General features: G+C 39.8%; 18 protein-coding genes. 12 read left to right on the top strand and 6 right to left on the bottom strand.

What is annotated here, in order from left to right; translation table 11 throughout:
- Nucleotides 1-33: 33 nt before the first annotated feature.
- Both DC487_RS15130 and DC487_RS15125 read right to left on the bottom strand, forming a co-directional pair.
- Complete coding sequence (locus DC487_RS15130) at nucleotides 34-1,059, bottom strand: D-alanine--D-alanine ligase (protein WP_116776805.1); 1,026 nt, start codon at nucleotides 1,057-1,059, stop codon at nucleotides 34-36.
- A 61-nt stretch (nucleotides 1,060-1,120) separates the two neighbouring features.
- Nucleotides 1,121-1,537: a DUF3995 domain-containing protein gene (locus tag DC487_RS15125; RefSeq protein WP_116776804.1), complete on the bottom strand. Its 417-nt coding sequence runs from the start codon at nucleotides 1,535-1,537 to the stop codon at nucleotides 1,121-1,123.
- 292 nt (nucleotides 1,538-1,829) lie between these two features.
- On the opposite strand from DC487_RS15125, the gene DC487_RS15120 reads away from it, so the two are divergent.
- The 7 genes from DC487_RS15120 (at nucleotide 1,830) to DC487_RS15090 (ending at nucleotide 9,197) form a co-directional block, all read left to right on the top strand.
- Nucleotides 1,830-2,609, top strand: coding sequence for a PASTA domain-containing protein (locus tag DC487_RS15120; protein WP_116776803.1), 780 nt, complete (start codon nucleotides 1,830-1,832; stop codon nucleotides 2,607-2,609).
- Between the two features lie 11 nt (nucleotides 2,610-2,620).
- On the top strand, nucleotides 2,621-3,670 hold the full coding sequence (mltG, locus tag DC487_RS15115) for an endolytic transglycosylase MltG (RefSeq protein WP_116776802.1): 1,050 nt from the start codon (nucleotides 2,621-2,623) through the stop codon (nucleotides 3,668-3,670).
- A 56-nt stretch (nucleotides 3,671-3,726) separates the two neighbouring features.
- Nucleotides 3,727-4,134 (top strand): acyl-CoA thioesterase, encoded by a 408-nt coding sequence (locus tag DC487_RS15110; protein WP_116776801.1) that lies wholly within the window; start codon nucleotides 3,727-3,729, stop codon nucleotides 4,132-4,134.
- 1 nt (nucleotide 4,135) lies between these two features.
- Entirely contained in the window at nucleotides 4,136-5,113 is a 978-nt protein-coding gene (locus DC487_RS15105) for a YihY/virulence factor BrkB family protein (RefSeq protein WP_116776800.1), read from the top strand.
- A gap of 124 nt (nucleotides 5,114-5,237) precedes the next feature.
- On the top strand, nucleotides 5,238-7,172 hold the full coding sequence (gene rpsA, locus DC487_RS15100) for a 30S ribosomal protein S1 (RefSeq protein WP_066757759.1): 1,935 nt from the start codon (nucleotides 5,238-5,240) through the stop codon (nucleotides 7,170-7,172).
- A gap of 95 nt (nucleotides 7,173-7,267) precedes the next feature.
- A complete protein-coding gene (locus DC487_RS15095) occupies nucleotides 7,268-8,113 on the top strand; it encodes a sulfurtransferase (protein WP_116776799.1) in 846 nt (281 codons plus the stop codon).
- Nucleotides 8,114-8,318: 205 nt separating this feature from the next.
- A complete protein-coding gene (locus tag DC487_RS15090; protein WP_116776798.1) occupies nucleotides 8,319-9,197 on the top strand; it encodes a hypothetical protein in 879 nt (292 codons plus the stop codon).
- 131 nt (nucleotides 9,198-9,328) lie between these two features.
- Here the strand turns inward: DC487_RS15090 and DC487_RS15085 are convergent, their stop codons facing one another.
- Nucleotides 9,329-9,508, bottom strand: a complete 180-nt coding sequence (locus tag DC487_RS15085; RefSeq protein ID WP_133228646.1) for a hypothetical protein — start codon at nucleotides 9,506-9,508, stop codon at nucleotides 9,329-9,331.
- A gap of 438 nt (nucleotides 9,509-9,946) precedes the next feature.
- On the opposite strand from DC487_RS15085, the gene DC487_RS15080 reads away from it, so the two are divergent.
- The 5 genes from DC487_RS15080 to DC487_RS15060 all read left to right on the top strand — a co-directional run bounded on the left by DC487_RS15080 (nucleotide 9,947) and on the right by DC487_RS15060 (nucleotide 16,622).
- Complete coding sequence (locus tag DC487_RS15080; RefSeq protein WP_165799108.1) at nucleotides 9,947-12,130, top strand: outer membrane beta-barrel family protein; 2,184 nt, start codon at nucleotides 9,947-9,949, stop codon at nucleotides 12,128-12,130.
- Between the two features lie 101 nt (nucleotides 12,131-12,231).
- Nucleotides 12,232-12,435 carry a hypothetical protein gene (locus DC487_RS15075; RefSeq protein ID WP_116776795.1) on the top strand — a complete coding sequence of 68 codons (204 nt, stop codon included), beginning with the start codon at nucleotides 12,232-12,234 and terminating at the stop codon, nucleotides 12,433-12,435.
- A 102-nt stretch (nucleotides 12,436-12,537) separates the two neighbouring features.
- A complete protein-coding gene (locus DC487_RS15070; protein WP_116776794.1) occupies nucleotides 12,538-13,842 on the top strand; it encodes a radical SAM/SPASM domain-containing protein in 1,305 nt (434 codons plus the stop codon).
- Between the two features lie 99 nt (nucleotides 13,843-13,941).
- Nucleotides 13,942-16,131 carry a peptidase domain-containing ABC transporter gene (locus tag DC487_RS15065; RefSeq protein WP_116776793.1) on the top strand — a complete coding sequence of 730 codons (2,190 nt, stop codon included), beginning with the start codon at nucleotides 13,942-13,944 and terminating at the stop codon, nucleotides 16,129-16,131.
- 5 nt (nucleotides 16,132-16,136) lie between these two features.
- Nucleotides 16,137-16,622, top strand: a complete 486-nt coding sequence (locus DC487_RS15060) for a hypothetical protein (RefSeq protein WP_116776792.1) — start codon at nucleotides 16,137-16,139, stop codon at nucleotides 16,620-16,622.
- Nucleotides 16,623-16,750: 128 nt separating this feature from the next.
- On the opposite strand, the gene DC487_RS15055 is transcribed toward DC487_RS15060, so the two are convergent.
- The 3 genes from DC487_RS15055 to DC487_RS15045 form a co-directional block, all read right to left on the bottom strand.
- Nucleotides 16,751-17,629, bottom strand: a complete 879-nt coding sequence (locus tag DC487_RS15055; RefSeq protein WP_116776791.1) for a pirin family protein — start codon at nucleotides 17,627-17,629, stop codon at nucleotides 16,751-16,753.
- 86 nt (nucleotides 17,630-17,715) lie between these two features.
- Entirely contained in the window at nucleotides 17,716-19,122 is a 1,407-nt protein-coding gene (locus DC487_RS15050; RefSeq protein WP_239016402.1) for an efflux transporter outer membrane subunit, read from the bottom strand.
- 11 nt (nucleotides 19,123-19,133) lie between these two features.
- The gene (locus tag DC487_RS15045; protein WP_116776790.1) at nucleotides 19,134-22,280 is read right to left on the bottom strand and encodes an efflux RND transporter permease subunit; all 3,147 of its coding nucleotides are present in this window, start codon (nucleotides 22,278-22,280) and stop codon (nucleotides 19,134-19,136) included.
- Nucleotides 22,281-22,282: the final 2 nt, after the last annotated feature.

Genomic DNA, 22,282 nt, shown 5'->3' with positions numbered 1-22,282 from the left:
TTATTACAAGTAATCTCTACCTCAAATATACTATTATTCTCCCGAATTTGTTTTAGCCGCTTGCAAAGCGCTGTCGATGATCTGTGTATAAAAAGCTGTTTCTGTCATACCAAAAGCCCGTACCTGCTGTGGAATAAAGCTCTGTGCTGTCTGCCCTGGCGTCGTATTAATCTCAATAAAATAAAAACGACCAGTTTCTTTTTGTAGAAAGAAATCGACCCGTACCATACCACGGCAATTCAACTTACGATACACATCCTTTATGATGCGAGCACTAAGTACGTTCTGTTCTTCGGTAATATCAGCTGGCGTGATTTCATCTGTCAGCCCCGGAATGTACTTCGCTTCGTAATCAAAGAATTCTCTAGTCGTGATCACTTCCGTGGCGGGTAATACCACTAAATCGCCATCGGTATTTCGAAAAATACCGCGCGAAAACTCGCGCCCCTCAATAAACTCTTCGACCAGCACCTGTTGTCCGGTATGCGCCGCATCATACGCTTTCGCTATGGCGCTATCCAACTCATCTAGCGTTTTAACTTTAGTCATCCCTATGCTGCTACCTCCGGCATTGGGTTTTACAAAAAATGGTAAGGATAACCTTTCTTTCACTTGCTGAGCCGCAGTATGTCGATCTCCTGAAAACAGCAGCACCGAGTCGGCCAAATGCATATCCACAATACCAGCTAATACTGCTTTTGTATAGCCTTTGTTCATCGTCAAGGCAGACGTGAGGGCATCACAACTGGTGTACGGCAGTCCGATCATATCAAAATATCCTTGCAACCTTCCATCTTCGCCCGGGCTACCATGCAAAACGATAAAAGCGAGATCAAAAGTTATCTGGTGACCGTCGATCACCAGCGAGAAATTGTGTCTATTAATATCGAATTTCACGCCCGCATCGTTCACATAAAACCACTGATCGCGCATGATCGATATCGGATATACCTCGTAGCGTTCGGCGTCCAATTTAGCGTGTACAAACGCCGAGCTTTTAAAAGAGACAGCTGCTTCCTCTGTATATCCACCCGTAATAAGGGCTATTTTTGTTCTCATATTTTATTGTCTGATCTAGTGTATTTTTTTGGTCAACAAATATATATATTTCCCCACCACATTATCGCACCGCGATCTTCACTACAATTAGTGAAAATACTAACAAACATAATGGCGTATAATAAAGCGTATCATGGTACGCAAAGTCCGTTTGCGCCACTTGTTTGAAAAGACCGACATATTGAAAATCACCCATTGCTCTCGCAAAAAAGATCAACGCAATGATCCCCCATAGAACCCGCTCATACAACAATGGCACAAAACGTGATAAGTTGATATGAGTAAGTAACAGCAAGGCAACAAAAAATAAACCGACCACTACGCATGCACCGAATCCCGGATCCAATAGAGGAACACCGTCGGAGGTTGTAGGAATTGCCAGTTGCTTACCCCACAAACCTCCAAAAGCCCAAAAAAAATGCATCGCACCGATACCAGAAAAGATAATTGTTAATAGCGTTTTACACAGTATCTGCATCTCCAGCAAGTTTTAAACCTCGTTACAAAATACAAAAATATCTAGTAAAATATGCTACAACGAGCTACCGGCGCTTTTTGTTTAGCCATTATAGATTGCTACGTGCTAAAAGCTAATTGCATTTTATAGTTGTTTACAAATGGGGAAGTATACAATTCGGACATACGAAAAGACAGGTTTATGTATATATTTGTACAGTATTTGTAAAAGAGTATTCCGGTAAATGGGAAATAGTAACAACTTTACGCATACTACATAACAGCAAATTACGCATTACAGCAAGATACATTATATGTCAAAATTCTTTCTCTACCTAAGAACTAATACCTTTCGAAAAAATCTGATCTACGCCATTGTAGGTATCATCGTATTGTTCATCCTGACGTATATTGGCCTGCGCATTTACACCAAACATGGTGATCGTCAAGAAGTTCCGGTATTAAAAGGATTACACATTAGCGAAGCGATCGCACTCTTAGACAAAGTTGGACTAGAATATCAGGTAGATTCTATCTATCAATTGGATGCCCGTCCGGGTATGGTTATTGAGCAAGATCCGGAACCAGCATCAGCGGTGAAAGGCGGGAGAACCATTTATTTGACTATTATCACACAGAGCGCTCCAGAGATTGCTTTTCCAGAGGTAGTTGACAAAACACTAATAGAAGCCACTTCTATTATCAAAAATCATTCGTTGAAATTAGGTGACACGACCTATATCAACGATATTGCGCGTGATATGGTGCTGGATGCCACATTTGGTGGTCAACCAATAACGGCAGGCCGCATGATTCCAAAAGGATCACGTATTAATTTGGTGTTAGGTAATGGTCGGGGCAACGATCAAGTCAACATCCCTGAATTGGTCGGATTACCGTACAGCGAAGCTGAATTTGCTTTACGTGGTTTGGGTTTAGTGGTGGGAAGCATCAGCTTTGCTGATGGATCACGCGATACCATAAATGGAACTGTTGTGGAACAAACGCCAGATATATCCGCACAATTTATTCCCTTGGGATCAGCTATACATCTGATATTATCTAACTCTGTGGTTCCAACTACCAACGAATAGCTCCACCTGTCATGCAAGAAGTTCAATCAGAGAAAAAAAGAAGAAATGTATGGATTCCGGTCGGAATCGTATTCGTTGTTATCGCCTTGATCGTATCGTGGATAGCCTACTTAGCGGTATTGGCGCCTACCGTGCAGACAGATGCCGAATACTTTTATGTACACAGTAATGATACCTACGATGATGTAATGCAACGCATCAAAGAAGAAAATATCGTCCGCAATTACACACTTTTTGAGTACATGGCCAAAGCCATGGATCTTCCAGAAAACATCAATCCTGGCCGTTATCGCTTAGATTCGGAAATGAACAACCGTCGCTTGATCGGCAATTTGCGCGGTGGTTATCAGGAGGCGGTAAAATTCAGATTCCAGAATGTACGCTTAAAGGAAAACTTTGCCGGCTTGTTAGGACAGCATTTCGAGGCTGATTCATTAGAATTCCTGCAAGTACTACAGGATGAAAAGACCGCGGAGAAATTCGGCTTTACCTCCGACAATTTTTTCTCGATGTTTATTCCAAACACGTACGAAATCTATTGGAATACGAATCCACAGAAAATCATGGCTCGTTTCCATACAGAGTATATGAATTTTTGGAACGTAGATAGAAAGGCAAAAGCAGATGCTTTAGGCATGACCACGCAAGAAGTAAGCACCTTGGCAGCTATTGTGAAAGGCGAAGCGATGCATACCGATGAAATGCCCGCCATTGCTGGTCTTTACATCAATCGCTTAAAGCGCGGCATGCTATTGCAAGCCGATCCAACGGTGATATTTGCCAACAATGACTTTACCATACGCCGTGTATTAAACCGCCATCTCACCATCGATAATCCGTACAATACCTATCGTTTTAAAGGATTGCCACCGGGACCGATCATGATGCCAAGCATTGTGGCGATAGATGCCGTGTTGAATTATAAAAAGCACGATTATATCTATATGTGTGCCAAGGACGATTTTAGCGGATATCATTTGTTTGCCACCACCATGGCAGAGCATTTGGTCAATGCGCGCAAGTTTCAACGCGCTTTGGACGAAAGAAACATCAAGCGTTAGCACAATAGCAAAAGGGCTTTTTGTCATTTTGCTTTATTAATTTTAACTTCGCTTATATGTTTGTATTCGAAAACAAGATACGTGTACGATACGCAGAGACCGATCAGATGGGCTACATGTATTATGGTAATTACGCTACATATTACGAAGTTGCACGGACTGATATGCTGCGCAGTACTGGCATTTCTTACAAAGAACTCGAAGGCATGGGCGTGATGATGCCTGTGATCGAAATGCAGACCAGGTACTTACAAGCCGCTAAATACGATGATCTCATCACGATCAGAACGACCATTCGGGAGCTTCCTAATGTGCGCATTTGCTTCGAATATGAACTATTCAACGAAGCAGGCGTATTATTGAATACCGGCAAAACGCTACTCGTTTTTGTAGACATGGCCAAGAATCGCCCCTGCAGTGCACCAGAAGTATTTATGGATAAAATAAGATCCTACTTTTCCTAAGATGCAAAAGGTCCATAACAGACTCTTGAACGTAAGAATCTACGATAACTTTATCGAATGGACGAAAAGTGCTGTGCTACCGGGTTTTGGATCATTGCCCTTATATACGGTTTTTGCTTTTTTCTTTCAGGAAATTGCGCGTGAATCCATCCTCAACAAAGCTTCTTCCCTAGCCTACAACTTTATGTTGGCTATTTTTCCGGGAATCATTTTTCTATTTACGCTTATTCCATACATCCCGGTAGACAATTTTCAGGATCAACTGATGGAGCTCATGCAGGTAGCCATGCCAGAGAGTGCTTATGAATTTCTGGAAACAACCCTGAATGACATTATTAAAACCCAGAATACCGGATTATTATCCACCGGTTTTGTCTTGTGTACGTTCTTTGCGACGAATGGCATGACTACTTTGATGATGACTTTCAACAAATCTTCTTTGTCTAAAGAAGACCGTAGTTGGGGGCAGAAACGTATTGTTGCGTTAGCATTATCAGTTGCCATCGTCTTGGCACTAGCCATCGGAATCTTCTTATATGCTGGCGCCAACTTCTTGATCAATTACTTAAAAAACACCATTGACTACGATCTCAATTATTTCTGGCACATCCTGATCAAGTTTGTACAATGGTTATTTATGTTCGGCATCTATTTTTTCACCGTGAGTTTAGTCTACAAATTTGGCCCTAGTCGCAGCAAAAGATGGAAATTTTTCACTCCGGGTGCTACGCTTGCTACCGTGCTGGCTATTCTATCTTTTTCTGGGTTCGCTTATTATATAAACCAATTTGGCACGTACAATAAGCTATATGGATCCATCGGTACATTGATCGTGATGATGATCTGGATGTACTTAAATGCCTTAATCTTGATCGTTGGGTTTGAACTCAATGCCAGCATTGCGCTTTCCAAACAAAGCATTAAGATTGTACGTCCGCGCACCTACAACTCCTTTAAGGCAGATAGCACAGAAAAGTAGCCACAGCGGAGTAGCTGTTGCCTTTCTCTTTTCCTCAATCTTTTTTCTACATAAATAGTTGTATATAAAAGTTTTTTGTACTTTTGCAGTCTCTGCAACGCAGGGAAAAGGAGAAAATTAATTAATGGCAAAAAAACAAGAAGCAGAAAAAGAGTTAGCGGCGAAAAACGCAGAGCTACAAGGTGCTGACACTAAAGTAGTGAAAGACACTGAAACCATCGAATCTGAAGCAGATTCAAACCTAATCAACGAGATCAAATCTAGTTCACTAAGCACCCCAGAAGGTGACTTTGACTGGGATTTCGATGAAAAAGCCTTCGGTAACTACAGCGAGGCTGAGCGTACTAAACTAGAAGAGCAGTACGCTGGTACATTCAATCAAATTAACCAAGGTGAAATTATTGAAGGTACTGTAGTATCTATCAATAACAAAGACGTGGTATTGAATGTTGGATTTAAATCTGATGGTTTAGTAGCACTTTCTGAGTTCCGCGACCTTCCTGAATTGAAAGTTGGCGACAATGTTGACGTATTTGTTGAATCTCAAGAGGATGCAAATGGTCAATTAGTATTGTCACGCAAACGTGCTAAGACACAAAGATCTTGGGAAGCAATCAACGAAGCTTTGGAAAATGATGCAATCATTGATGGTTTCGTGAAATCACGTACCAAAGGTGGTTTGATCGTGGACATTAAAGGTGTAGAAGCTTTCTTACCAGGTTCACAGATCGACATCAAGCCTATTCGCGATTACGATATCTATGTAGGTAAAACAATGGAATTCAAAGTGGTTAAAATCAATCACGAGTTCAAAAACGTTGTTGTATCGCACAAAGTATTGATCGAAGATGATTTGGAAAACCAAAAATCAGAGATCGTTGCGAAATTGGAAAAAGGTCAAGTATTGGAAGGTACTGTTAAAAATATCACTGACTTCGGTGTGTTCATCGATTTGGGTGGTGTTGACGGTTTACTTCACATTACAGATATTTCTTGGGGTCGTATCGAGCATCCAAGAGAAGTTCTTGCATTGGATCAAACAATCAACGTGGTTGTTCTTGATTTTGATGATGAGAAAAAACGTATCGCTCTAGGTCTAAAACAACTTTCTGAGCATCCTTGGGAATCTTTGAGTACTGATCTTGAGATCGGTTCTAAAGTAAAAGGTAAAATCGTAACTGTTGCAGATTACGGTGCATTCCTTGAAATCATCCCTGGTGTAGAAGGATTGATCCACGTATCAGAAATGTCTTGGTCTCAAAACCTACGTTCTCCACAAGAGTTCTTGAAAGTAGGTGACGAAATCGAAGCACAAATCTTGACTTTGGATCGCGAAGACCGCAAGATGAGCTTAGGTATCAAACAATTGACTCCAGATCCATGGCAAAACATCGCTGAGCGTTACCCAATCGGGTCTAAAGTGAAAGCGGCTGTTAAAAACATGACTAACTTCGGCGTATTTGTTGAATTAGAAGATGGTATCGATGGTTTGATCCACATCTCTGACCTTTCTTGGTCTAAAAAAATCAACCACCCGAACGAATTCACTAAAGTAGGTGAAGAACTAGAGGTTGTTGTATTAGAGCTTGACGAAGAAAACCGCAAATTGTCTCTAGGTCACAAACAATTGGAAGAAAACCCTTGGGATACTTTCGAAACTATCTTCACTGAAGGTTCACTTCACGAAGGTACTGTGATCAAAGTTGGTGACAAAGGTGATATCGTTGCACTTCAATATGGTGTAGAAGGATTCTGTCCATCGAAACATGCTGTTAAGGAAGACGGTACTGTATTGAAAGTTGACGAAACTAACGAGTTCAAAATTATTGAGTTCAACAAAGAAAACAAGCGTTTGGTAATTTCTCACTCTCGTATCTGGGAAGATAAGAAATCTGAAGCTCGTGTAGAAGAATTCAACGCACGTAAGAAAGAGGCAAAAGCTGCCAACACTGCTGTGAAAAAAGTGAAAGATTCTGTTGAGAAATCTACTCTAGGTGATCTAGGTGTATTAGCTCAGTTGAAACAACAAATGGAAGGCGACGAGAAAAACTCTAAATAGTTTTTGATCGTAACCGAATCATTTTAAATACTCAAAACCCTCCGCCATGCGGAGGGTTTTTTCGTTATATTCGTTTTGCATAAACCGCCTGACGAATGAATACATTCCCATTAATCGACGTAAAAGCGTTACAAGCGCTATTGGATGAGCAAAAGCCTGTCGTATTATTAGACGCTACGATTGACAAAGTCAACCAGCAGATAGATCAAGATGGCGTCACGCCAGAACTTATCCCCAATTCTATATTCTTCGATATCGAAGGAGCGTTCTCCGATCATAGCAATCCTTTACCGCACACGATGATAGATGCCGCAACTTTTGAAAGCGAAGCAAGGGCGCTTGGTATCAATGCTAATTCTATGCTGGTTACTTACGATCGTTGGGGCATTTATTCTAGCCCAAGAGCTTGGTGGATGTTTCGCGCTATGGGACATACCAATACTTTCGTACTACAAGGCGGATTACCTGCTTGGAAAGCACAACAACTGCCTGTTGTATCCAAACACATGGATACCGCAACCCTGACAAAAGGAAACTTCGTCGCAAAACCGCAGAACGAATACTGGATTAACAAAGAAGAAATTCTCCGCGGATTACAGCAAAACGAAAACACCATCATTGACGCGCGCAGCGCAGGTCGCTTTGCCGGAAGCAGCCCAGAACCGCGAGCGGGTTTACAGTCAGGACATATTCCGGGCTCGCACAATCTTCCTTTCGACGAAGTGCTAGCAGGCACGCATTATAAGGGCGTAGCTGAATTGCAAAATATATTTGAACCGCTTATCAGCGATAAACCGGTAGTTTTTAGCTGTGGATCTGGCATATCTCCCGCTATTATTGCATTAGCTGCGCAGCAGCTAGATTATCCAAACCTCTCTATCTACGATGGATCTTGGTCTGAGTGGGGAGCGGATGAAAATGTACCGATCGAGAAGGGTTAGCAGAAATTGGATAAAGAATCGGATGTTATTCTTACACTAACTCACAGTTATTCGATACAAAAAAGTGTGCTATCTAAACATAATTTGCTGTTGTTAGCAAACAAAATACAACTCCCGAAAGTTATTCATCAGATGATGCAACCTGTCGAAGAGCATCAGAAAAGTCATCACCTAAGATTAAATTAACCTACTTATTGCATTGCAAATGAAAAACGATATGGATCACCTTTCTCCGCAACCTAAACTAGCGACCGCCTCTGGGGTAGGTATTACGCTACTGCTTGGCATCTTAGCCGCTTTCGTGTTGGCAATTGTATACGTTATCATCAATAGAATCATCCCCAATATTTGGTTTTCTGCCATCACCGCCGTTTTACTTGGATTGGGGATTGGTGCAGCCATCAATTTTGGAATTCAAATAGGAAAACTCCGCAGCAAAGTCATTGTCCTAGTCATCACATTGCTCTGTGCATTATTAGGTTTCTACGTTCAATGGGTATTTTTCGACACCATCGCCTACAGCGAAAACGGTTTTACATTCGATCTGAACAGCAACGATATCAAGGCTTTGGTGGCAGACTTCTTCTTCCTTTTTATGCATCCCGGTATCTTATTTGAGGAAGTCAGCCAACTCAACGAGTACGGCACGTTTAGTATTGAAAGTAGTAGCACCGTATCAGGAGCCTTATTATGGGCGATCTGGGCAGGTGAGTTTATCGTCATTTTTGGAGGGGCGCTCTTCGCTGTGTTTAAAGAAGGTACCATAGATACGCCATATTCAGAAACTAACGATGCTTGGTTCAAAAAACGTAAAGAATTACACTTTATTCCATACGTAGCCGATAAAGAAGCCTTCCTAGCAGATTTGGATAGTAAAAACTACGAGGTATTGATCAATAATCCATCCTTACAGGTAATGCCTGAATACGCTCAAGTATTCATATATGAATCACCGGATGAACCGGTTTCCTATCTTAACGTCGTTAATGTGACCAATGCAAGTGGAAAAGCAAAAGACAAAAAAGTCCAAAAGGTTGTCCGCCTATACCCTATCGAAGATTTCAACGATGAAGCCATCAATTGATTCACACAAGCTGGTGCAAACACAGGCTAAAGAGGACAGAAATAAAGTGCTACTCTATGATCTATTTGTTAACGCCTATCTTCTCTGAAGATAGGCGAATTTATTTCTGAACCACCCCTCCATTTTTTTGCTTACCGACACTCCTGTTTGACTGATCCAAAATCTCTTTGCTCGTCGCAACAAAACTCCATGAAATAAAAGCGATCTTCTGGAACAGGTTCGCCTCCGAAAATATATACTGTAGTCCCTGCCGTAACCTCAAAAGTACACAGGTGCGCATCTTTCTTAATCAAAGATTTGCTTTGGACCATAATCGTGTTCGCCACTTTTGGATTTCAATTTTTCGGTATCAAATTCCCATGTGAATTTTGACTAAAATCATAAACTCTCAAAACTCAGTAGCTAATAAGAAAATTCTGATAAACAATATTTTAATTAAAACAACTTTAAAAAAGTAAAAAATTAAAAATTTAGTTTATTTAAAATAATTTTATAATTTAGATAAATATTAATTAACTAACAAAGAACTTATTAAACGATGGATTCTTATTTTCTACACTCTATTATACGCTAATATGATTAGGTTGGGTTTAGTCTCTCTTCTAATTTTCCTTTCCTTTAATACACTTGCGCAAGAATACGAAATTAAAGGAAAAGTTATTAATCGAAACCAAGTCCCATTAGAATTTATAAGCGTCTATTTATTGAAGCAGGACAGTACGTATCTCAGGCATATAATGACAGACAGTATGGGAGGTTTCATCATGAAAGGATATAAAGATCGCTACAAACTTAAAATCAGTACAATTGGCACGGAGATTAAGATAATAGATATTTATCTATCAGAAGATTATGACTTAGGTGAAATAGAAGTCAATTCATCATTTGGGCTTGAAAATATCACCGTAAATGCAAGAAAAAATCTCATTGAAAGAAAAGTGGACAGGATTGTTTTTAATATAGAGGAATCTCCATCAATGCAAGGATTTGATCTTTTGGAAGCCCTCTCTAACACACCTATGCTTCATACAAGTGATGGAGGAATTTCGATTGTAGGAAAAAGTGGCGTAGCCGTTATGATAAACGAGAGGCTTATTAACCTTTCTGGAAGTGAACTTATTCAATATCTAAAATCACTTCGATCTGACGATGTTGCAAAAATAGAAGTAATTACGACCCCACCATCAAAGTATGATGCACAAGGAAATAGCGGACTGATCAACATTGTATTAAAGAAGCGAACAAACAACGGATTACAATCTACATTAAGTTCCAGCTATATACAGCGCACATACGGATCAACAGTTAACAACGTGAACCTCAATTATCAAACTGACAACCTATTACTTTCCGTCGGACTGCGTCATTACGATATAGCCTATCGTGTTAATGAAAGTGTATCATTGATCGGCATACCGACGTCAGTAATACAATCGGATCTTCGCAAGGATTTCAATAAAGGAGGAGGCTTGAATGTTAACTTGGATTACAAAATTAGTAAAACTTCCAACATCGGATTTATATATGATGGATCTATCGGTGGTTCAAATATGGACATCGTCTCCACAACGAACTACATGACCAACAGATTGCTTGACTCTATATTATGGACAAATGCAGAGCACAGAAAATCTATAAATTTTCAGACTTTGAGCGCCTACTATGATTTAAAACTAGATACGCTGGGTCGTAAAGTAAGCATAATGGGAAATTTTTTATCAAACACACCTAGAAGTCCTTTTGATTTTACTTCGGAGAATTTGAATACTGAAAATAGCTATTCGGTTAGAAATGAAAGCGATATGTCTTATCAAGTTTTTTCAGGACAGGTAGATTTCACCTATCCGACCAAGGTCATAAATTTAGAAATTGGTATAAAATATACTGATATTAGGAATTCTTCGTTTGTAAAATATCTGAATCTAATCGATGAGGAATATGTTATTGACCCGGTAAGAAATGATGAATTCAATTATAAAGAGAATAATTACGCCGGGTATATTAGCGGTTTTCGTCAGTTAAGCAAAAAGCTTACGGCTCAAGCAGGTGTAAGGTACGAGTTTACTGAAATCATGGGATTTTCTCCAAATACAGAAGAGAGAAACACATTTAACTACGATAATTTCTTCCCAAGTGGTTACATGAGCTTCGCACCGAACAATAAGCACACGTTCTCACTCAGCTATTCGAGGAGAATCAATAGACCCAACTTTGGAAATCTAAATCCGTTTAGATGGTATAGCAATCCATATATATACTCGGCAGGAAATCCTAATTTATTACCTTCATTTAATAATAATTTCGAATTGGGGTATGTCTACGGTGGAGATTTATCAATCACTATGTATAACCAAAGATTAACGAATGGTTATACATCCTTAACTTTTTTAGAAAACACGATTCAAATATCTAATTGGGAAAATCATCTTACGCAGTATAATTCTGGTTTGAACATTGGGTATTCTTTTAAAACAATTAAATGGCTACAGAGTTACTTGTTCTCTGATGCCGTCTATATTAAAAGCAAGAGTTCAATCGAGGATGTGATAGCCCAAAAGGGTTTTACCTATTATTATCAAATCAATAATTCCATTTTTCTGAATAAAAGTAAAACAAACTCGATACTACTAAATTACTGGCAAAATCTTCCAAGACGTGCGAGTAATGCTTCATATAAGACCATAGCAAATTTACGTTTAGGTATAAATGTACAAGTTTTGGACAAAAAGCTTCAAATGCATTTGATCGTTGAAGATATTTTTAAGCAAAACCTATCTCGCGGAGAGATTTATTTTCAAGACAATACGCAATTTTTCAATAATTATTATGACGCGAGAAGACTCACTATCGGTGCAGCCTATCGATTTGGCAAGCCCAATATTAAGACAAATAGAAAAGACACAAAATTCGACGAAAGAGGACGTGCCAACTAAGTAAGGAATTTATACATCAAGTATTTTACAAGTGCGCATAGTAAAAGAAAAATGTCTAAATAATTATGAACAGAGTATTTACATATTTAATTTGAATTAACATGAAAAAATCAATCAATGTTCTTGTTGAAAAACTGACAGAAAATGAAAAAGGACAATTCACAGGAGGTTTCGGGTCTATAAAAGGTGGCTTTAACATTGGCGAGAATCTTATGCCTTCAGACAACCCGGGAGATTGCGTTAATGGAGGAGATTGTTCAAGCTCAAGCAACGGTGGAAAGTGCACGAATTCAAGAATCTGCTAAATTCACTAAAAATTGCCTCTCCATATATAGAATTATCTATGGAGAGGTTTCTAAAACATCAAACCAAGCTTTATTTATTCCATATTTGTAATCCTAACAGTTATGAAAGCAAGCAAATACAACATGTTTTTTGATTACCAGAATCAAAAAATTGGCTTTAATAGTTATTCTAGAGAACATATTGCATTAGATGACTCCCTATATCTTATGTATGAGTCGTCTTTAAAAACTGCTGAATTTCACAGTCTTAAATCAGCACATCCGACTTTTTATGATTTCTTAATAGAAAAGGGTTTTTTAGTTAATGAAGCCGAAGATGAACTTCAAAAAGTAAAGGATTTAGTTTATTCCATTGACAATGATGAATCTAAGTTTCAATTGCACATCAATCCGACTATGAATTGCAACTTTAAGTGCTGGTACTGTTATGAAACCCATATTAAGGATTCAAAAATGGATATCAATACTATCAAAAGTACAGTCCGTTTTGTGGAATCTATTGTAAAAAATCGCAAAGGCAGTTTAAGACATTTTAGTTTAGATTGGTTTGGTGGAGAACCGTTATTATATTACAAAAAGGTAATTTTACCAATTCTTGAACAAGCATACGATATCTGTAATTCAGAAGGGATTCAAATGTCGTCTGCAATGACTACCAACGGTCTATTGATCAATTCTGAAGTTATTCAAACCGCTAAGCGATTCAATCTATCGTTTTTTCAAATTACGTTAGACGGTCATCGAGAGCGACACGACGTTGTTCGCTTTGTGTCTGAAGGTAGAGGTTCTTATGATGCAATTGTCAATAACATTAAAATATTAGCGCAAAATGGCCTTGAAGTACTCATTCGTATCAATTGTTCTCCTGAAACAATGTCTGATCTTAAAAATATTGCAGAAGATTTTAATGATATGACCGACGAAAGCCGTGCTTTCATCAGCTTTGATTTACATAAAGTATGGCAAGATATCCATAACATTAGTGATGATGATTTGTACAACATGAGGTGGTATTTTCGTGAACAAAATTTTAAAGTGATGACAGGATCGCATGACCATGTTCTAAATTCATGCTATGGCGACCATAAACATCATGCGACCATCAATTACAATGGTGAAGTGTTTAAATGTACGGCAAGAGATTTTACTACGTCCAATAGCGAAGGAAATTTAACGGACTATGGTGAGATCGTATGGAATGAAAAATATGACAAGCGATTAAATAGTAAATTTAAGAATAAGCCCTGTTTGGACTGTGTCATTTTACCGATATGTAATGGGGGTTGCTCTCAACAAGCTATCGAACATGAAGGAATAGACTACTGTGTCAATGATTTTGATGAAAATAAAAAGAGAATGCTTGTGATCAATCGTTTTAAAGAAGCTCTTCTTGAAAATAGTATATAAAGCAATCTCTGCTATTAGCTAAATAACTTATCTAAATTTCACCTTTTAAAAATTTATAAAACGACGTGATAGCTAATCTAGGACGTAGATTCTATTAGTATGTTCAAAAAATATTTCTTTTACAATCAGCACGATTTAGCGGATTGCGGACCTGCATGTTTGAAGATGATATGTCGTCATCATGGCAGTGATGTTCCCCTCGAATACCTCAGAGAGAAGTGCTATATAGGTAAAGATGGAGTAAGTTTACTAAATATAAGTAAAGCAGCTGAAGATATTGGCTTCAGAACTTTTATGGCTTATATCGATATAGAGACGCTAGTCAACGATTGCCCTCTTCCAGCAATTCTACATTGGAATCAAGATCATTTCATCGTGTTGTATGAAATACAAAAAAAGAAATATTTTAGGATTGCAGATCCAGCCCATGGCATTGTGAAAATAGATTTAGAAACATTCAAGAGATCTTGGGTCTCTACAGCAGATATGAGAGGTACTGTTCTGTTACTGGAACCAACACATTCTCTCAATGCCCCACATAAAAATACAGATGAGTTTAAACCTTACAAATTTCTATTAAGGTATATAAAACCGTATAGACGCAGTATTATCCAACTGATTTTCGGGATGATCATTGCCAGCATAATTTCATTGATTCTACCTTTTACAACAAAAATATTGATTGATGAAGGTTTGAATAAAAATAACATTTCTATACTTTATCTGATCTTAATATCTCAATTTGCACTTTTCATCGGAAGTACATTAATTGAGTTGATTAGGGGTTGGTTACTCCTTCATGTAAACACTAGAATTAGCCTTAATATTATTTCTGATTTTCTAATTCAACTACTTAAACTTCCGATCCATTTCTTTGATACAAAGGCGGTGGGAGATCTCTCACAACGCATAAACGATCATCATCGTATAGACTCATTTTTGACGGGAACAGCCATTTCAACCATATTTTCAGTTTTAAACATTATCATATTCTCTAGTATACTGGCTTTTTTTAACATAACCATATTTGCGACCTTTTTTATATTGACTTTACTCGGAGTATTGTGGGTATTCCTCTTTCAAAAAAGACGAAAACGACTAGATTATAAACGATTCGCTAGAAATCGTGATAATCAAGATAAACTTTATGAAATGATTGTTGGCATGCAAGAAGTCAAATTATATGGAAGTGAGATTGCAAAAAGATGGGAGTGGGAAAGGCTTCAAATAAAATTCTTCAAACTTAATATATCAACTTTAGCTTTGGAGCAATGGCAATCCACTGGATTTAACTTTTTAACTTCCTTCAAGAATATTATAATCTCATTTCTTGCCGCTACACAAGTATTAGAAGGAAATCTTTCACTTGGCACTTTATTGAGTATATCTTATATCATCGGTCAAACCAATGGACCTATTTCTCAATTGATCTCGTTTATACAAGGGTTTCAGGATGCCAAGCTAAGTATGAATAGACTCTTAGAAGTCCACCATAAAAAGGGAGAGGAGGATAATAAGGAGATCGATCATCGAATTGATCAAGTTGAGCACCAAGATCTAAATATTGAAAATGTATCATTTCATTATAATGGCCCCGATTCTCCAAAGGTGTTGAATAATATCACCGTTCGAATTCCAAAAGGTAAAGTAACTGCAATAGTAGGAACAAGTGGAAGCGGTAAATCAACATTGTTAAAATTACTTTTAGGATTCTATGAACCAATAAGTGGAAATGTTATGATCGGTAAGACAAACTTAAAACGAATTTCCCCAAAACTCTGGCGAAGTGCATGTGGAACAGTTATGCAAGATGGTTTTATTTTTTTTGACACGATCACTAGAAATATAGCAGTTGATGGGCTGCCTATCGACGAAGAGAAAATGGAAAATGCCATAAAAATTGCCAATTTATCTGAATTTATAAATCGACTACCACTCGGATTTACGACAAAAATTGGCTCTTCTGGGGTGGGACTTAGCGGCGGACAGAAGCAACGTATCCTTATTGCTAGATCTGTTTATAAAGATCCGACATACTTGTTTTTTGATGAAGCGACGAGTAGTCTAGATGCTAATAACGAACGTCAGATAATTAATAAACTCGATACCTTTTTTAGAAAAAAAACAGTGGTAATCATTGCTCATCGACTTAGTACAGTTAAAAATGCAGACCAAATTATTGTTTTGAAAGATGGCGAAATCGTGGAAATAGGTGATCATCTAACTTTATCAAAATTAAAGGGCAACTATTATGAACTTGTAAAAAACCAACTCGAATTAGGGAGCTAAATACGATGTCAGACACTAAGTATGAAATAAGAAGTGAGGAAATGTCCACACTATTAAAAAAAACTCCCCATGGTGTAGTTACAAAGGGTAACTTCATCGTATTGATAATACTAACGATTTTCTTTTTTCTGTTGAATCACTACAGCGCTACTGATATAGTGAAATTAACTGGACATGTCGATCGTATTTTCATTGATGATCAAAGTAAGAATCTTATGAATTTTAGTATTGTTGTTTCGAATATAAAGGATAGTAAGATCGAAAACAATACAAACTTTGAATATAAATTTAAAAACACCAACGACATCAAAGTATATACCTTACTCGGAAAAGTAGACTCCATTATTTACAAAACTAGTAAGGTCTCAATTTTCTATGTTACCGCACATTATTCATCTCCATTAAAAGAGAAATCATCAGGCTATTTATTTATTGATAGGAAAGAAAAAACTTTTTTTTCAAAAATCTTGACAAGTATTTCAAATCCATAAGTTGATATTTAAACATTCGATATTAGACACGAAAACCTATCCATCTACGATGGATCTTGGTCTGAATGGGGAGCAGATGAAAAGCTGCCTATTGAGAAGGGTTAAGCTCTTTGCAAGCGTAGCAATCCCTACACTCGCGGAGCGGGCAACGGCACATACCCGTCATCGTCGGGTACTTTCGGGAATTTGCGCTCGACCCAATCTTGTTTTGCTTGATCCAAAATCTCTTTGCTCGTCGCGACGAAATTCCACGAGATAAAGCGTTCTTCCGGAAAAGGTTCGCCCCCGAAAATATATACGGTAGTCCCTGCCGTAATCTCAAAGGTACACAGGTGCGCATCTTTCGTAATCAAGATCTGTTTTGGACCATAAGCATGTTCTCCACTTTTAATCTCCCCTTCTAGGATATACAAACCGCTCTCGCCATACAATTCTCCACGAATATCAATTACCGCATCGTGTTTGGCTTTGATCTCCAGCATATACAATCTGCTGTACACTGGAACTGGCGATTTTCGGCCAAATGCTTCACCAGCGATTAGCTTATAATTAGCGTTCTCATCTTCCCAAGCCGGAATATCCTTTGCTTCCGTGTGATGAAATTCGGGATCCATAAATTCCAATTCTTTGGGCAAAGCCACCCAAATTTGCAATCCATGCATATACTTATCCCGCGTACGCAAATGCTCAGGCGTACGTTCTGAATGCACGACGCCTTTACCAGCCGTCATCCAGTTCACAGCGCCTGGCGTAATTTCCATCGCCGTTCCAATGCTGTCGCGGTGAAAGATGGCACCGTCAAATAAATACGTTAAAGTAGAAAGTCCGATATGCGGATGCGGACCAACATCTAGGTTTTCGTGATCTGCCAAGCAAGCTGGCCCCATGTGGTCTATAAATACAAAAGGACCGATGGATCTTTTCTGGCGGAATGGTAAAAGTCTTCCCACTAGAAAATTGCCAATATCGGCCGCTTTTTCTTCAAGTATAAAATCAATATTAGACATATCCTTATCTCTTTCTGGTTGTATAAAGATAATCCTAATATTTCAAAAATCCATGCTGGCACGCACTTGCATGCCAGCATGGTCGATTACTCTACACCACCGCCAAGTGCACGATACAAATCGGTAACGGCTTGTAACTTCTCACGTTTGATATTAATCGCTTCCAGTTCATTTTCCAAAGCGTTGTTTTGCGCCGTGATTACTTCTAAGTACGTCGCCATACTGCTTCGGTACAATAGCAAGGCGTCGTTCGTAGCTTTGGTCAAATGATCTTTCTTCGCTTCGACCAACTTCAATCGCTCGTCAGCATGAGAGGACATGGCCAAAGCATCAGACACCTCGCCTACTGCGGTCAACAAAGATTGACGAAATTGGACAGCTGCTTTTTCCTGCTCAATCTGCGCTATCTCATAGGCCGTTTTCAACTCTTTCTTCCGAAAAATTGGTTGCGTAATATTTCCGGCAACACTTTTCACCACAGAACCTGGAATATCAAACCAGCTATTGAATTGAAAGGAATTCACCCCGATTGAAGGTGTCAGACTTAACGTTGGGTACATGGCAGCTTTCGATAAGCCTGTTTGCGCATTCGCGCTCACCACTGCATACTCTGCTGCTTTTACATCTGGTCGTCTACTCAACAACATGGCTGGTACGCCCGTATCAAAAAATTCTTTTGGCATAGCTTCGTTTAAACTACCAGCGCGCTCCAAAGCAGATGGAAAGCTTCCGCAAAGGATATTCAAGGCATTCTCCTGTACGGCAATATTCTGCTTGGCCAGAGGAATCAACAATTCTGCAGTTTTCTTTTGTGCTTCTGCCTGATCCAAAGCCAATGAACTAATCATCGAAGATTCATATTGCAATCGAATCATATCCAAAGTACTGTCACCCAAAGCCACATTACGCTGTGCGACTTTCAGCTGCTCGTCTAACGTGATGAGCGAATAATAAGCCTGTGCTACTTGCGCAACAATGCGGGTTTTCAGCGCATTCATATTCTCTTTCTCCGCAAAATACCGAGCCCAAGCACCTTCGCGTTGCATCTTAACTTTGCCCCAGATATCGGCTTCCCAAGATAAGGTCAGCGTAGCCGTATAATCGTCCATATATGGCGTGCCCAAGAATTGCTCACTCAAAGAACCATTCAGGGAATTGCGTGATAGCCACATGCGGTTCGCGCCAACGGACAGATCCAGCGTCGGCAATAACCCCAGTTTGGCTTGTTTGTACGTCAACTCCAACTGATCCATAGATAACTTAGCCACCGTAATGTCGTTATTATGGGCTAATGCTTTATCAATTAAGGATAAGAGTATCTCATCCTTAAAAAACGTATGCAACGGTAATAAAACGCTATCGGCCGTCACTCCCGTAATCTCATTTCTATAGGTATCTGGCAAGTCCACTTCCGGCCTTGCATATTTGCGCCCTACCTGACATGAGGTTAGCACTAAGGCTATCCCCATGACAGAAAGAACATGTTTTGTCATCTCTTTCATCATTAATCTTTTGTAGGTGTAACTTGTTTAGGTTTACCAGAAACCAACTCTTGCAAGTATTGGAAGAAGATGTACAATATCGGGATTACAAAAACCCCTAATACCACACCGCTCAACATCCCCATTGCTGCGCCCGTACTGATCGATTTATTTCCAGCAGCCGAACCACCCGTAGCCAACATCAACGGAATCATACCTGCAATAAAAGCAAGTGACGTCATGATAATTGGACGAAGACGTGCTCTGGATCCGTCCAATGCGGCCTCCAAAATAGAAAGTCCAGCTTTACGGCGTTGTACCGCAAATTCGACAATCAAAATCGCATTTTTGGCTAGCAAACCGATCAACATAATCAGACCAACCTGCACATAGATATTATTGTCCAAGCCAATCGCTCGTATGCCCAAGAAAGCACCTAAAATACCGGTTGGAATGGAAAGCAATACCGCCAAAGGCAACAAATAACTTTCGTACTGAGCGGATAGCAAAAAGTATACGAACAGGATACTCAGCATCAAGATCACTAAGGTCTGACTGCCGGCTGATTTTTCTTCCAAACTCAGACCTGTCCACTCAAAGCTATAATCGCCCGGCAATTTGCTCAAGACATTTTGCTCCAAATCATCCATGATGGCACCATTACTCGTGCCCGGATTGGCGACCACGTTGATCGTGACCGAATTGTACAAGTTATAGCGGTTCACCGATTCTGGCCCGTATACCTTATTCAAGGTAACCAGTGATTTTACAGGCACCATCTCTCCCGCATCGTTACGAACGAAGATTTCATTGAACGCTTCTTCATCTGTTCTGAAAATACCGTCAGCTTTAATGTTCACGCGGTAAAACTTACCAAAGCGTGTGAAGTTCAACGACTGATCTCCGGCAAAATACGTTTGTATTGTACCCAACATAGTACTGACATCTACGCCAATCTGAGCCGCCTTTTCTTCATCGACCTCCAATTCAAATTGTGGGAAATCTGCTCTAAACATCGTGTATGCATATTGCACCCCCGGTCGTTGCATAATCTGCCCGATCACTTCATCAGCTCTTGCTTTCAATGAAGTTGGATTATTTCCCATCCGATCTTGCAAGACCAATTCCGCACCAGAAGTCATACCATAACCATCTACTGGCGGCGAACGGAAAGCCATAATAGTTCCTTCTTTCACACCGGCAAATTTCTGGGAAATGATCCCTAAGATCTCATCGATATCATTGATTTCACCCCGATCTTTTTTCTGTTTCAGCTTAATGAAACCCATGGCGTACGCAGGTCCGGCACTATTACTCAGGATGTTGAAACCGGTGATTCCCGAGTTACTTTCTACCGCTTCCATGTCCATCAACAAAGTGTTGATTTTTTCAGCAACCGCCGTCGTACGATCTAGCGCCGTTCCTGGAGGCATACTCAAACTATAGACAATGAAATTGTCATCCTCCATCGGCACAAAACTGCGTGATGTACTGTTCATGATATAGATCGCTCCTGCCGTAATGATTGCGATCAATCCCGTAGCTAACCATTTTTTCTTGGCTAAGAATTTTACACCCACGATATAGCGGTTCGTCATGTGATTGAAGCTGCTATTGAAAGCCGTGAAGAAACGTGCTCCGAATCCTTTTTTCTCGCCGGCCTTTTCGCCATGATGTTCGTTTTTCAACAATAAAGCGCACAATGCTGGTGTCAACGTCAAGGCATTGATTGCTGAGATAATAATCGCGATCGCTAGTGTATAGGCAAACTGTTTGTAGAAAATACCTGATGATCCAGTCATGAAACCAATCGGTATAAATACCGCCGACATGACCAAGGTAATGGAAATAACCGCGCCTGTGATTTCACTCATCGCGCTGTGCGTAGCTTCCCGCGCATTCATCTTAGAACTTTCGAGCTTACCGTGCACTGCTTCCACCACCACAATGGCATCATCGACCACGATACCAATAGCGAGCACGAGTGCAAACAAGGTCAGGATGTTGATCGTGAAACCGAAGGCTAGCAAAAAGAAGAACGTACCTACAATCGCCACCGGAACGGCAATAGCCGGAATGATGGTGGATCTCCAATCTTGCAAGAACAGGAACACAACGACGAATACTAATAAGAAAGCTTCAATCAGCGTAGATTTTACCTGTCCAGTTGCTTCATCCAAGCGATCTTTGGTACTCATCAAAGTACTTTGTTTGATTCCCGGAGGGAATCGTTTGGCTGCATTAGCCAATTCCTCACGCACACCAATCTCAATCTCGTTGGCATTGGATCCCGAAGTTTGCAAGATAGCGATGGTCACACCATTCTTACCATTGAATCGGTTGTCACCACTGTAACTGATGGATCCAAATTCGACACGAGCTACGTCTTTCAATCGTACCAAGTCGGTACCATTGCGTTTCACGATGATATTCTCGTATTCCTCAGGTTGCGTTTTTTTACCCTTATAACGAATCACATATTCTAATGCTGCGTCCGATTCTTCTCCGAGCTTGCCGGGTGCCGACTCCAAACTTTGCCTAGAAATAGCAGCTGTTACATCTTCTGGCACGAGATTATAGCTAAACATCTTCTGCGGGTTTAGCCAAACACGCATGGAGTAATCTTTGGCACCAAATACTTGTGCCTGCCCTACTCCTGGTACCCGTTTAATTTGTGGAATCAGGTTGATATTGGCATAATTCTGCAAAAACAACTCATCGTATCGATCATTATCTTCGGTGTACACACTGAAGATCATAATCATACTATTTTGCTGTTTGGAGGTGGTCAATCCCATGCGGATTACCTCTTGTGGCAAGATCGGCGTTGCTTGCTGCACACGGTTTTGCACGTTTACAGCGGCCTGATCTGGATCTACACCTTGTTTAAATACCACACGCACGGAGAAGGTACCATCGTTACTGGCCGTAGAGCTAATATATTCCATATTCTCTACTCCGTTGATTTGCTCCTCAAGTGGTGTTACGACCGAGCGCAGTACGGTCTCACTATTACCGCCAGGATAACTACCTGATACCTGTACGGTAGGCGGTGCGATATCTGGGAATCGGGTTTGCGGCAAACGCAGCAAACCAATCACACCCAGAATTACGAATATTACTGATATGACCGTGGCCAACACGGGCCGGTCTATTATTCCTCGTATCATGG

It is taken from the genome of Sphingobacterium corticibacter, from assembly GCF_003076635.1.
GTDB classification, from domain to species: domain Bacteria; phylum Bacteroidota; class Bacteroidia; order Sphingobacteriales; family Sphingobacteriaceae; genus Sphingobacterium; species Sphingobacterium corticibacter.
This window is presented reverse-complemented; position numbering and strand designations above follow the sequence as displayed.